Here is a 12872-nt window from a genome sequence, read left to right as displayed (position 1 = left end):
TAAGGCCCGGTCGTTTGCCGGGCCTCTTTTTTTGGGATGATTATTTGAAAGAAAGGCTCGAGAGCAGAATACTGTGCTGCAGGACCCGGGTGCCTTTGTTGTCGCGCACTTCCATGACCACCATGGGATCATCCTGTTCCCAGTCGATATAAATGCCGCCGAAATTCTGCCCGGCGAAGCTTTTATCGTTCCAGCGGTAGACATTGGGGCTGACATTGGGCCAGGTCTCGGTCAGGCCACTGGAGGTCAGGTCCCAGAGCGGGTAAGGCGCACCCTCGGTCTGGCAGCTCAATTCCGCCCAGTGGGTGTCACCACTGATAAAGATCACGCCCTCTGCCTTATGCTTTTCAATCAGATCGATAAGCCGCTTGCGCTCATGGGGAAAGTTGCTCCAGCATTCCCAGCCGGGCTGACTGGAGAGAAACTGCAGGCTGGAGCCGATGATGCGCAGCTTGGCAGGTACCTTGAGCTGTTCCTCAAGCCATTGCCATTGCGCCTCGCCAAGCATGGTTTTTTCTTCTTTCACCGGCAGGTAGGGGCCGAAACCGACCAGATCCCGCTCGCGGTACGCCTCCCGGCTTGTCACGGTGCGCAGGCTATCGCGCATATAACGCAGGTCGGGCAGGATCACCTGGACACGCTGCTCCTCAGGGCCGTACAGCCAGGAGCCGTAAATGCCGTCACCGTCACGGCGGCGCGGGCTGTCCTTGGGCTCATCCCAGAAGTCGAAGAACAGGTCCTTTGACTGATCCCTGAAAGGATATTCTTTTCCGGCGTCATTTTCGCCAAAATCATGATCGTCCCAGATGGCCACTGCCGGGGTCTTTTTCAGCAGCGGGGCAAAGTTCTTTCTCTGCTTGTCATATTTGGCCTTGAGCACGCCCATGTCGCGGCTATCGCCGTAAATATTATCGCCAAGGAAAATGAACAGCTCCGGCTCCAGTTTCAGGATCGGGTCCCAGATCGGCTGGGGTTTGTTCTGATGACAGCAGGAACCGAACAAGATGCGCTGCAGGGGCTTCCCGGCCTCCTCTGCAAGTGCAGTTCCTCCTGTCATCAGCCCGGTGGTGAGAGCCGTGGCGCCTGCCACAGTAGCCGCTGCACCGAGATGGAATTCACGCCTTGTCATATTATTTTTGGTGATATTACTCATGATATCTTCCCCTTGAATGAAAAAAAGGGGAAGCCCGGAAGCTTCCCCCAGTTCAGTTCTGTGATTAGAATTTCATGGTCATGGTCGCCAGTGTCTGGCGTGCCGTACCCAGGAAGTAACCACCCGGTGTACCACCACCGAGATAGTCTTCGTTCAGCAGGTTGCTGACGTTGAGGCGGAAGTCGATGGCCTCCAGTCCCATGGCGCCTTCGAGAGTATATCCTACCCACATGTCAACCATGGTAAAGGAAGGCAGACGATCCAGATTAGCCGTCGGCGTGCCGGCATCGTTGGAGGTAAAGTTACCCCAGCGCTTGCCCACATGCTTTGCGGAAATACCGCCATTGAAGCCCTCTTTATCATAACTCAAAGTACCGACAAGCTGGAATTCCGGCGCCAGGGCTACCTTCACATCCGTACCTTCATATTTTGAATCGTTAAGGGTCAGAGCAGAATAGAGTTTCCAGTTGTCATTGAGTCTGATGTCAACAAAAGCCTCGATCCCTTTGGATTTCACACCGCCAACGTTGGCATAGGTGCACTCATCATCACCGAGATAATCGATACCGCTAACGTTGTTGGAACAGATGGCCTCAATACGGTTATCGAACTTGATGCTGTAACCGGTCAGGCTGAAACGGATCCAGTCGTTGGAATACCGAACACCGAGATCAATGTTGTCGGCGGATTCCGGCTCAACGCTGTCGATTGACGCCTGGATACCGGCATTGCCTGATCCGGCCAGATCGGAAAGATCTTCGATCACACCGTCCTTGATGGCGGCATAGTTCTGGGCAAAGCCACCGAAGACCTCAAGTTCCTCGGTGATGTTGTATACGGCGCCAACCGAGAAAAGAACGTCTGAGTTGCTGCTTTTGCTGAAATCTGCTTCATTGCCGAAGTCATCCTTACGCTCGATATCGACGAAGAATTTCTTCAGACCGGCACTCAAGGTCAGATCACCGATCTTATGAGTGTCCTCGGCATACAGCAAGATGGTGTCGGTGTTGAAGGTGAGGTCATACTGACGCCAGTAAGCGGTTTCCACAAAGGCGTGGGAGGCAAGCGGGTTGATGATCTTATGCCAGTCGCGCCATTCGTCACGCTTTGTGCTTTCCAGCCAGCCGCCGACACGCAGTTCATTGTCTTCAATCAACTGGGCCTGTACTTCGGTGGTGAAACCGAGGCGACGTTTGGCATAGTGGGTGTGACGGTAGGACATGGCCGGTGCACCGTCTATTTCGTTAACAGCCTCGGTGTAGCTGCCGCCGAAGGTGGTACCACTCGGCTGAAGTTCACCAGTGCCGTCCAGAAGAACCATATATGGCGGCGCCCAGTCACCACGACCGTTCTGCTGATGGAAATAAGGCGTAATATGGGCTGAGAAGTTTTCGCCTTCATAGGCGGCCTTAAGGTAAGAAAAGAAGTTTTTCCGCAGAGTAGACCAGGACGGGCGGAAATTCTGGTCAATTGCCGGAATGCCGGTCAGCTGATCAGTCAGACGGTCCCAGTCAGGATTTTCATAGAAAGAATCCAGGCTGATACGCTGATAGTTGTCTTCGTTGGCATCATCATAGGAGATACGGCCAGTCAGGGTCCAGTCCTCAAGCTCGGTGACGAACTTGGCTTCAACATGATCGCGGTAAGTGCCGCCGGCATTGCCGATCCACGCTTCGTTGTCAGTGTGGGAATAGCTGACATAAGCCGTCGTGTTCGTGAAAATTTCGCCAGTGTCGTAGCTAACAAACATACGCTGCGCGTTGTTGTCGCCGTAAGAAAGACCAACACGGAACTGTTCATCTTCCAGCGGAGTGCGGGAAATGAAGTTCATGGTGCCGCCGAGGGCCTCATGGGAGGGAGAGCCTACATCTGCAGTTCCCTGGGAGACTTCTGCGCGTTCCATATTTTCGGCATCCAGGTAACGGTTGGCTTTGGAACCGCCGCCGTAGTTGGAGTTACCGTTCGGCAGGCCGTCAACGGTGGTCCCGATCTGCTGCTGGTCAAGACCAACGGAGAAACCGCGCATGGTGACTGTGGTTGACCAGTCATCTGACCCGAAGATACCGCCTTCGCTCACCAGTACGCCCGGCAGGCTGTCAATCACAGCAAGAACGCTGGAAGCAGGAGCTTTCTGGTCCAGCATAACTTTGTCAGTGGCGTTGTTGGCGAAGGTTGCTTTCTTGCCGGTGACCATAATTTCTTCATATTCTGCGGCATCGTCTTCGTAGACTTCTTCCTCTGCCTGAGCCGTTGCCACGGCCAAAAGCGCAACGGCGCTCACACCCAGCAACATGGATTTTCTTGAAAGCATTCTTGTCATGACTTTTCCTCTCGAACGAACAATGAATGTTTTTTATTGAATAAGCGTTCAGCTTAAAACGCAGGAGGAAAATTAGTCCCGGGCAATGACTCTTTTGTGACGCTTCATTGACGGGAAGATGAAAAATGAAGTTGCTGCGGCTTTCTATATTCGGCTGTGACAAATTTGCCGCACCGCAGCAATTTTTGATCAGGATTTAGCTGGCTTCTTCGCCCTAGAGATGTGAATGGATCATATGATGAACCATGTTGCGGGCCTCGGTCGGATCAGTCGCCTGATGGGACAAAACCGACCTGAGCCAGTAGCCGTCGATGAAGGCAGCAATCAGTTCCGCCAGAATATCCACTCTTTTGTGAACCCCAAGTTGTTTGAGAACATGGCGGGTATTGGACAGCATCCGGCGGGAATAAATATTCTGTATCCTTTGCAGAGAACCCGAAAATGGCACCTGGGCCCAGAAGGCCAGCCAGGCGGTCACCACCTCCGACTGGCTCTGGTCGGGACCGAGAATGGTTTCAATCATGGCTTCCAGCCGTTCTTCCGGGGAACTGGCTTCCCGCAGGTTATCCGCCAGTTCCCGATGCAGGGAAAACAAAAGATGCTGCATGGTGGCTTCCAGAAGACCGTCCTTGCCCCCAAAGTAATGGGAGATGATTCCGACCGACAGGCCGGCAGTCTTGGCGATGCGGCTGACAGTGGTATCCGCATAACCATATTTATTGATGGTTTTGATGGTTGCTTTGATCAGCTGGGCCCGGCGAATGGGCTGCATTCCCACTTTTGGCATTTTGGTCCCGTCAGTTTCTGGCCGCCCTGAAGATGGCGTTCCGTTTTGAAAAGACTATCTGAGAGGCCAGATGAATGGCAAGTATCAAATGGGCAAGCAACAGAAGAAGAAAAAAGCCGTTGTTTCCATGTTCCATCAAAAGACCGCACCAGAAGGGCCCCACAGCCGACCCCAGGCCGTTGACAAGCAACAGGGCCGCACTGGCCGACAAAGCTGCGCCCGTCGTTTTCAGATTGTCATAAGCATCGGTGACACTGAGTGAATAGACAGGGAAGCTGAAGCCACCAATCAGGAAAGCACCGGCCAGCAGTGGCAGAAAACTGCCATCCGGCAGCCAGTAGCCGCCCAGACATATCATGGCACAGGAAAGTGCCAGGAAGAGTTTCAGACGGGTTCTTTCTACCCGGTCACCGAGCCAGGACAAGGGAAACTGAAACACAGCCGCCCCAAAAATAAAGGCCACGCAAAAATAGGCTACCTGCTGGATGGAAAATCCAGCCGTATGGGCAAAAACCGGCGCCATGCCGCAGATACAGCCGATGGATACCCCGATCAGAAATGATCCGGACAGGCTGGTGGTCCTGATTTCCGCAAGATCCGACAATCTGAAAGGCCGAAGGATTACCCCCTTCGGCGGCCGCACCAGAGGATGAGACAGGGAAACCAGGGACAGACCGACAGCGACACAGACAATTCTGAAATAACCGGCCAGGTCTTCCAGACCGACGGACAGGGACACCTGCCCCATGGCAAGGCCCGCGTACCAGCACATCATATACAGGGCGAATAAAAACCCGCGGCTCCTGCGGCGGGACTGCAAATTCAGCCAGCTTTCAATGACCACATAAATGCCGCCCATTGAAAGCCCGTTCAGAACCTGCAGAATGCTCCATTCCACAGGGGATGCACTTTGGCCAAGCAGCCATGCCGTCAACATGACAGCCACGGCATAAAACCGGAAAGTCCAATCGTGACGCAACTGGGAGATGAGGCGGGGCGCCAGAAAAGTCCCGAATAGAAAACCGACATAGAATGACGTCATGACAATCCCGGCCGTCCTGCTGTCGTAACCGGTCACGGAAGTTCTGTAACTCACTACCGTTTCCAGAAGACCGCTGCCGACAAACAGCAACAAACTGGCCAGAAATACCGGCCAGGTCTTTTTCAGATCTCTATGGCAGACAACGTCCATACCTCATCCCGCAACAAAGTCAGCGAACTCCACTCATAATAGCGGACAAGATGACAGTTTGGTTTCAGGGCGGACGTTTTTTGAACGATTATTCAGATAACGCCATTCTCGTCAGGAAATTCCGTCAAGGGCATATTCCCTGAGCCTGTCGGCGGCTTCCCGGGACGCCTTGCGGGCCGCTTCAAGAGCCTTTCGGGCAGCTTTCTTGGCTATTTCTGCTTCCTCGGGAGATGCATTGCTTTGCGCGCGATATTCTTCAAGCGCCTGGTTCGCCGCTTCACGGGCTTCCCGTGCGGCAAGCACAGCATCATCCACCTGGCGGGTGTCAGAAGCCACCGCATGAAGGGGGGCAGTCATACCCGCCGCCGTCAAAAAAATACCTGCAAGCAGTGAAGCTGTTTTCAGTCGAGTCATGTGCCGTAGTTTCCTCTCCAAAGGACAATAAGCGCTCAGGGGCTTGCGCCGCGATTCCGGCCACAATAACCATTCCCGGTTTAACGGCACATGAACAACTACATAGGGTTTTATTTAAAATACAGGCAGATTTTACAGGTTCAAAATTTAAGATTTCTATATTGTTTTCAATATCCTGCGGAAAATTTAGCCTCTTCGCCAGTTGTGGTATTTTTCGACCCACTTCAGGAGCCCTTCAGGCTTGTGTTTTTTCTTCCACTCCCCGGCCACATATTTATTGGCCTCGTTCAGCGTGGGATAGAGATGAATTGTCCCGAGAATCTTGTTGAGCCCGAGTCCATGCTTCATGGCGAGGATAAATTCACCGATCATTTCCGCCGCGCCTGCCCCAACGATGGTGACCCCCAGTATACGGTCCTTGCCGGGCGGGGTGAGGACCTTGACAAACCCCCGGGCCCGGGATTCCGCAATGGCCCGGTCCAGACCCTCAAGCTCGTACCGGGTGACTTCATAGTTCAGGTTCCGGGATTTCGCCTCTTCTTCCGTAAGGCCGACAGTAGCCACCTCCGGATCGGTGAAAACGGCCCGGGGCACCACAGCATAATCGACTGCAAACTTTCGGAAACCGCCAAACAGCGCATTGACCGCCGCATACCAGGCCTGATGAGCCGCCATATGGGTGAATTGCCAGGGACCGACTATATCCCCGCAGGCAAATATGTTGGGATATTTTGTCCGCAGATATTTATCCACCTCCAGGGTGCCCTGTGGCGTGAGCGCCAGTCCCAGGTCGGCTGCATCAAGGCCGTCCAGGCATACCCGGCGTCCTGTGGCCACCAGAAGAGCGTCAAAGGAAAGTTCTTCCCTCACACCCGCTGTCTCCAGATCGGCGCTCTTCCCCTGCGCGCCAGCCCGGAACGCGGTCACTTCAGAGCCTGTCCTGACCTCAATCCCTTCCGCCGTAAAAACATCTGCCACAAGCCCCGCCGCAGCTTCATCCTCCCGTGGCAATATCCGGGAAGCGCCCTCAACAAGCGTCACCTCGCTGCCCAGCCTGCGGAAGGCCTGGGCCAGTTCGCAGCCGACCGGCCCCGCGCCCAGCACCAGAAGCCGCTTCGGCGCTTTCGTCAGAGACCAGACCGTATCGGTTGTCAGGTAACCGCTGTCCTCAATACCCGGAATGACTGGTACAAAGGGTTTCGCACCTGTCGCAATGATAATATTGCAGGCAGTGAGCTTTTTTCCCCCGACCTCCACTTCCCAGGGGCTGATAATCCGCGCCTGCCCGGAAATGCAATTAACCCCGAGCTCCGTATAGCGCTCCACACTGTCATGGGGTTCGATTTTGCCGATCACATCCTGCACACGCTTCATCACCGCCGGAAAATCAACTTCGCCTGAAACATTCTTCAGACCGTATTCCCCGGCATCGGCCAGCATGCGGCTGACACGGGCGGAACCGATCAACGCCTTGCTGGGCACACATCCCGTATTCAGGCAGTCGCCGCCCATCCGGTTTCCCTCTATCAGAGTCACCCGTGCCTTGACCATGGCGGCGATATAGGCACTGACCAGCCCCGCCGCCCCGCCGCCAATCACAATCAGATTATTGTCAAATTTCCGCGGTTTCCGGTATTTTCGATAAAGGCGATAGCGGGTGATCCGGTTCACGATAGCGCGGGCGATCCAGGGAAACAGCCCCAGAAGAAGAAAAGCACCGATCAGGCCGGGCGACAGAATACCGCCGATACTCTCGATTTCGGCAAGACGGGTGCCCGCGTTGACATAGACAAGCGTCCCGGCCAGCATGCCCACCTGGCTGACCCAGTAAAAGGTCCATGTGCGAATCGGGGTCAGAGCCATCACCAGATTGATCACAAAAAAAGGAAACAGAGGCACAAGCCGGAGAGTGAACAGATAAAGGGCGCCATCCCTTTTCATCCCCTCATTGACTTTGTAAAGCGATCGTTCGAACCTGTCCTGCACCCAGTCCCTGAGCAGGAAACGGGCAATCAGGAAAGCAAGTGTCGCCCCGATGGTGCTGGCGAAGGAAACAATCAACAGCCCCGTCCACAGACCGAACAGGGCGCCGCCGACCAGGGTCATAACGGCCGCCCCCGGCAGGGAAAGAGCCGTGACAACCACGTAAATCAGAAAATAAACCAGAACCACCAGCAGAAAATGCTGTTCCCGGAAGCCTTCAATGGTCTCTCGACGGCTTTCGAAAAAGGCGGGATCAAGATACTGGCCCAGGTCAAAAAGGAAGAATGATCCGGCCAGAAGGACAAGCAAAATCGCCAGACCGATTTTTTTTACAGACTTTGCCGTCATTCCTGCCTGCTCCCCTTCCCGCTTCGGGCGCGCTTGCCACGTTCATTGCCCAAAACCTATCAGGCTGGAGGGGAAAGGTCATCTGAATATGACTCAACAGTTTGTGATCTGCCGTTCAGGCGGTGTCGGCCGAGAGGCTGCTGTCGATGACAAGAGACTGGGGAAAAATAATGGAAACCATGGTGCCTTCGCCCGGCTCACTCTCGATCAACAGGGTACCGCCCTGCAGTTCGACAAAGGCGTTCACCAACGGCAGGCCGAGGCCGGTTCCCTGATGTTCGCGGGTCAGATAGGATTCCACCTGACCGAAAGGTTCCATTGCCCTGGCTATATCCTTTTCCGTCATACCGATACCTGTATCTGCGACGGCGATCCTGACACCGCCGGTCGGTAAAACTTTGTTCAGTACCGTGACTTTCCCCCCTTCCGGGGTGAATTTCACCGCATTGGATAGCAGGTTGGTCAATATCTGCTTCGTCAGCCTCTCATCCAGCTTCAGGGATGGGAAATTCCGGTCGATCCGGCAGGAAACGATAAGATTCTTGGCATTGGCTGCTTCCCGGATCATGCGCAGGGATTGATCTGCAATCTCGTCCACCCAGACCTCACCAAGCTGCAGGACATATTTGCCAGCCTCGATCTTTGACAGGTCCAGAATGTCGTTGATGATTTCCAGCAAATGCCTGCCGCTCGAGTTAATATCTTCGGCATATTCATGAACGGTTTCCGGCCTGACATTATGGGATGCCTTTCCCCTGAGTATGTCGGAAAAGCCGATAATGGCATTAAGCGGTGTCCGCAGTTCATGGGACATTTTGGCAATAAAGGCGGTCTTGGCCTTGTTCGCTTCCTTCTCCTTTTCCAGGGAACGCAAGCGGCGTTCATTTTCCTCGATATTATCCATCACACGGTTGAAAATCTCGCCCAGTTCGCCGGCTTCGTCTCCCGGTTCGATATATACCCGCCGGGAAAGATCCGCATTGCCTTCCGCCAGTTCACACATGGCCCGCTGCAGGACGCCGGTACCAAGCGTCGCCCCATGTTCAGACACATTGAGGCCTTCCAGTTCATGCGCGGGCGGCACCCTGAGACCGTTGGGATTGCCCCGGCCTGAAAGCAGGGATTTGAGAATGCGCAAAAATATATAGCTGGTCCCGAATGCCCAGGCAAAACAGATGATGACACCAAGAGCCTGGACCCCGATTTGCTGTAGTCTGGAAGCGGCATGTATCTTATCCGGTGATGCCAGGAAACCGACCATCAACGTCCCCCAGGCCCCGGCAAAGGCATGAACCGAAATCGCCCCGATCACATCGTCCAGTTTCAGTCCTCTTTCCAGATACCGTGCCCCGTAAAAACAGACCAGGCTGCTGCTGGCGCCAATAAACAGGGCATTCCATGTGGTCACCGCATCACAGCCCGCCGTGATACCGACCAGCCCGGCCAGAACACCGTTGATGGTGCGGTCAGGGTGATAAAGTCCTTCGTAAAGACGACCGACAAGCATCTGGGCAATGCCGCCAATGGCGCCCGCCGCCAGTGTGTTCATGATGATATGGGCAAAGGCCGAAGTCCCGGCTGTGGTGGATCCACCATTGAAACCGATCCAGCCGACCCAGAGGATCATGGCCCCCATGGCGGACAGGATGGCGTTATGCCCCTGAATCTGGCGGGGGTTCCCCGCCTCGTCGAATTTTCCGATCCTGGGACCGACAAGCACTATCGCAGCCAGTGCCGACCAGCCACCGATGGAATGCACCACGGATGATCCGGCAAAATCGATGAAGCCAAGCCGGGCAAGCAACGGAGTATTATCAGGCTCAAGAAGGTTCCCCCAGGCCCAGTGGCCGTACACCGGATAGATAAAGGCACCGATAAATATGGCCATCAGCAGGAACACCTCAAGCTTCATCCGTTCGGCCACGGCACCGGACAGCACCGTCACGGCTGTCCCGCAGAAAACCACCTGAAAGATAAAAAAGGTAAAGGTCCAGTCGCTGACCCTGTCGAACATCAGCAGGTCCGGATTAAAACCGAACAATCCCCCCACTGACGAACCGAACATGATCATGAAGCCCACGGCGCCAAACACCAGTGTGGAAAGAATAAAGTCGGTGATGTTTTTCTGGGCCACGTTAATGGAATTCTTGGCCCGCACCATGCCGCTTTCCAGCAGCAGGAACCCGGCCTGCATCATAAAGACGAGACCCGCTGCCGTAATGGTCCAGACATGGTCCAGACTGCTTTGCAAAGCAAACCGACCTGACGGGTCGGCCCAGGAAACAGCCGGAATGAACAACGTTATGAAAGCCGGGAACAGATATGAAATGCGCCTGATTGCCTTAGTCATCACCTTCTCCTGCGCACAGGCGTCCCTCAACCTGCGCCACATATTGATTGTGTGACAAAATACAGGATCAGTTCCTAAAGTTTTATGAACAATCCGGCCTGAATTTATATTAAATAGTTCTTATATATCTGAAGGTTAGCACAGTTGCGAAGGGGTCAGAAATTGTACCTCAGGCCGGCGTAAATGTTGCTGTTATCCTGGAACTGGCCAAAAAATGTATGGGTCTCGGACCCGTAAAACAGGTTGCCGCCGCCTTCCACTTTCATATTGTCGGTAATCTTATAGGAGACATTGAAGCGCAGGTAACCGTCCTTGTCCGATGGGGAATAGAAATTGAACAGGGAAACCGTCATGGTTTGCTGCTTCAGAAGTTTGGTCAGGCGCAGGGTAATCAGGTGACGGTTTTCATCATCCCTGACAGCACCCGGGGGAAGACTTGCCAGGTAAGCGTCATAATCCAGCTTGCGTTCCAGATAATACTGCACGGCGGCCGTAAGCTCTGTGGCGATTTCCTGCTCATATCCGGCCAGGAAGCGGAATTCGCTGTTGCGGATCAGCGGATTGGAACCAGCCCCTTCCGCGCTCCTGTAATAGCCCGCTTCCAGATTGGCGATGCCTTTGGCCACCGGTCCGCGCACACTTGCACCAAAGACCTGAAGTTTCGGGAAGGTTGCATTGCCGGTCAGCATGTTCTGGCCGCCCGGGCTTTTCCAATAACCGTTGTAATAATAAAGGGCCGTCTCGAAGGCGCCGAAAGACCGGTAAAGCCTGAGCGCAAGCTCGTCATCGCTGAACCAGTCATCGGGAAGGTCCGTCCGCACCTCATTTTCCCGGCCACGAAGGTCATTCATTCCCCGGTCAAAAAAGGAAATCCTGTGCCCGTCAATAAAACGGTCATGATCGAAACGGGGCGTATAGATGACATCAAGGTTGAAATTTTCGAAGAAAAAGGCGGTCTTCAGCGCATCGGAGGGGGCTTTCAGATATTCGGTGTCCCGGCCGATGAAAAAGCTGTTCCAGTCCTTGGGAAACAGGTCGTTGATGAAAATCATATCACCGGTGCCCCAGGTCAGGATCTGGCGGCCGGCCTTCACATCCATAAAGTCCAGCGGGCTGAAGGTTACATTGGCTTCGCGCAGGTCAATGAGCCCTTTACCGCTTTCCAGGTTGACGTCATAGTCATCCGCTACCGGATCCAGGATAAAGTCGGTGGTCAGACTGAAGGTAAACATGTCGACCGCTTTTTCCATATCCAGCTGCAGCCGGGTTTCGCCGATGCTGGCAGACTTTTCATGATCGTCTGACTGGGTGCGCACGCCGATACGGCCTTCCAGAAATCCGGTCAGGTCAAAGGGAAGACCTTGTTTGTTCTTTTCTTTTTTGGTTTCTTCCTCTTTTTCCCCGGTTCCCAGGCCAGTCAGGCCTTCGGGCAGCTTTATTTCCTGGGCAGAGACCGCAACAGGCCCCGCCCCCAGCCAGCAGACGAAACCTGCGGTAATAAGTGCGGCGGATGTTTTCATCATTTCACTTTTATTGTTATTTCAGATACTGACGGGGCGCCTTGCGCAGATATCTTTCGGTAAAGATGTCTTCCGGCAGACCCACATCATATTTGACCTCACTATAGCTCATGGTGGTTTTGCCGCCACCGGTATTGTCGCTCATCTGGGAGGCGGTCACTGTAGGATGTCCGTCGACCATTTCCACCTTCAGAGCGGTATAGGTTCGATAGTTGCGGTCATTGTCGTCATAATATTCCGTTTTGATCGGCAGGGACGAGCTTTTGTGAATCCAGTTCTTGTAATAGGCGAACTCGGTCTTGCCCTTGTCCTTGGGTACGCTTTTGATCACATAGAGCTCGTCAGTCTCCTCGACCAGTTCATGGGTGTCTTCGTCAATGCCGCGACCGGAAACATCTTCATAAAAGAAATGGGAGCCGACAAAGCTGGTCCGCTCGTCGCTGGCGGCGATGCGTTTGACCAGATCCAGAGCCGGCAGGTATAGCCAGCGGTCGTCATCCCGATCAATGTTCTTCCAGACCATAAAGGCCATTTTTTTGACATCTGCCGGCTTGTTGAAAAAGACGTAGAATTTTTGTCCGGCATCTGCCTCGCCATCATCCCGGCGCAGGATGACAAACTGGCGTGACCGGCTGCGACCCTGATCGTCAAGAATTTCCATATCCACCATGGCACGTCCGTCAGTACCCTGATAATAGGACGTGTGGTTGGCTTTTTTAACGATTTCCATCACATCCTGGGCCTGTACGGCTCCAGCGATGAAGAATGTCGCGAAAATTACGGCAGCGATAAGTTTTTTCATATC

General features: G+C 54.0%; 9 protein-coding genes. All 9 read right to left on the bottom strand.

Annotation, left to right across the window (positions count from 1 at the left end):
• Positions 1-40 precede the first annotated feature (40 nt).
• The 9 genes from ACN0YD_RS03450 to ACN0YD_RS03410 all read right to left on the bottom strand — a co-directional run bounded on the left by ACN0YD_RS03450 (position 41) and on the right by ACN0YD_RS03410 (position 12869).
• Complete coding sequence (locus ACN0YD_RS03450) at positions 41-1153, bottom strand: alkaline phosphatase D family protein (protein ID WP_417317248.1); 1113 nt, start codon at positions 1151-1153, stop codon at positions 41-43.
• A 64-nt stretch (positions 1154-1217) separates the two neighbouring features.
• Positions 1218-3473, bottom strand: a complete 2256-nt coding sequence (locus tag ACN0YD_RS03445) for a TonB-dependent receptor (RefSeq protein WP_417317247.1) — start codon at positions 3471-3473, stop codon at positions 1218-1220.
• Between the two features lie 214 nt (positions 3474-3687).
• Positions 3688-4260, bottom strand: a complete 573-nt coding sequence (gene betI / locus ACN0YD_RS03440) for a choline-responsive transcriptional repressor BetI (RefSeq protein ID WP_417317246.1) — start codon at positions 4258-4260, stop codon at positions 3688-3690.
• 10 nt (positions 4261-4270) lie between these two features.
• Positions 4271-5452: an MFS transporter gene (locus ACN0YD_RS03435; protein WP_417317245.1), complete on the bottom strand. Its 1182-nt coding sequence runs from the start codon at positions 5450-5452 to the stop codon at positions 4271-4273.
• Positions 5453-5563: 111 nt separating this feature from the next.
• Positions 5564-5866, bottom strand: a complete 303-nt coding sequence (locus ACN0YD_RS03430) for a hypothetical protein (protein WP_417317244.1) — start codon at positions 5864-5866, stop codon at positions 5564-5566.
• Between the two features lie 186 nt (positions 5867-6052).
• Positions 6053-8197: an FAD-dependent oxidoreductase gene (locus ACN0YD_RS03425; protein ID WP_417317243.1), complete on the bottom strand. Its 2145-nt coding sequence runs from the start codon at positions 8195-8197 to the stop codon at positions 6053-6055.
• Positions 8198-8312: 115 nt separating this feature from the next.
• Positions 8313-10547 (bottom strand): ammonium transporter, encoded by a 2235-nt coding sequence (gene amt, locus ACN0YD_RS03420; protein WP_417317242.1) that lies wholly within the window; start codon positions 10545-10547, stop codon positions 8313-8315.
• A gap of 155 nt (positions 10548-10702) precedes the next feature.
• On the bottom strand, positions 10703-12070 hold the full coding sequence (locus ACN0YD_RS03415; RefSeq protein ID WP_417317241.1) for a hypothetical protein: 1368 nt from the start codon (positions 12068-12070) through the stop codon (positions 10703-10705).
• Between the two features lie 13 nt (positions 12071-12083).
• The gene (locus ACN0YD_RS03410; RefSeq protein ID WP_417317240.1) at positions 12084-12869 is read right to left on the bottom strand and encodes an outer membrane lipoprotein-sorting protein; all 786 of its coding nucleotides are present in this window, start codon (positions 12867-12869) and stop codon (positions 12084-12086) included.
• Positions 12870-12872 lie beyond the last annotated feature (3 nt).

Origin of the sequence: Emcibacter sp. (assembly GCF_048269205.1) — a bacterium.
Lineage (GTDB): Bacteria > Pseudomonadota > Alphaproteobacteria > Sphingomonadales > Emcibacteraceae > Emcibacter.
Note: the sequence above shows the minus strand (reverse complement) of the source record. Positions and strands in the feature narration are given on the sequence as shown.

Coding starts and splice junctions, on each gene's coding strand:
- ACN0YD_RS03450 (WP_417317248.1), bottom strand. CDS start 1,153: ATGAGTAATATCACCAAAAATAATATGACAAGGCGTGAATTCCATCTC.
- ACN0YD_RS03445 (WP_417317247.1), bottom strand. CDS start 3,473: ATGACAAGAATGCTTTCAAGAAAATCCATGTTGCTGGGTGTGAGCGCC.
- betI (WP_417317246.1), bottom strand. CDS start 4,260: ATGCCAAAAGTGGGAATGCAGCCCATTCGCCGGGCCCAGCTGATCAAA.
- ACN0YD_RS03435 (WP_417317245.1), bottom strand. CDS start 5,452: ATGGACGTTGTCTGCCATAGAGATCTGAAAAAGACCTGGCCGGTATTT.
- ACN0YD_RS03430 (WP_417317244.1), bottom strand. CDS start 5,866: ATGACTCGACTGAAAACAGCTTCACTGCTTGCAGGTATTTTTTTGACG.
- ACN0YD_RS03425 (WP_417317243.1), bottom strand. CDS start 8,197: ATGACGGCAAAGTCTGTAAAAAAAATCGGTCTGGCGATTTTGCTTGTC.
- amt (WP_417317242.1), bottom strand. CDS start 10,547: ATGACTAAGGCAATCAGGCGCATTTCATATCTGTTCCCGGCTTTCATA.
- ACN0YD_RS03415 (WP_417317241.1), bottom strand. CDS start 12,070: ATGATGAAAACATCCGCCGCACTTATTACCGCAGGTTTCGTCTGCTGG.
- ACN0YD_RS03410 (WP_417317240.1), bottom strand. CDS start 12,869: ATGAAAAAACTTATCGCTGCCGTAATTTTCGCGACATTCTTCATCGCT.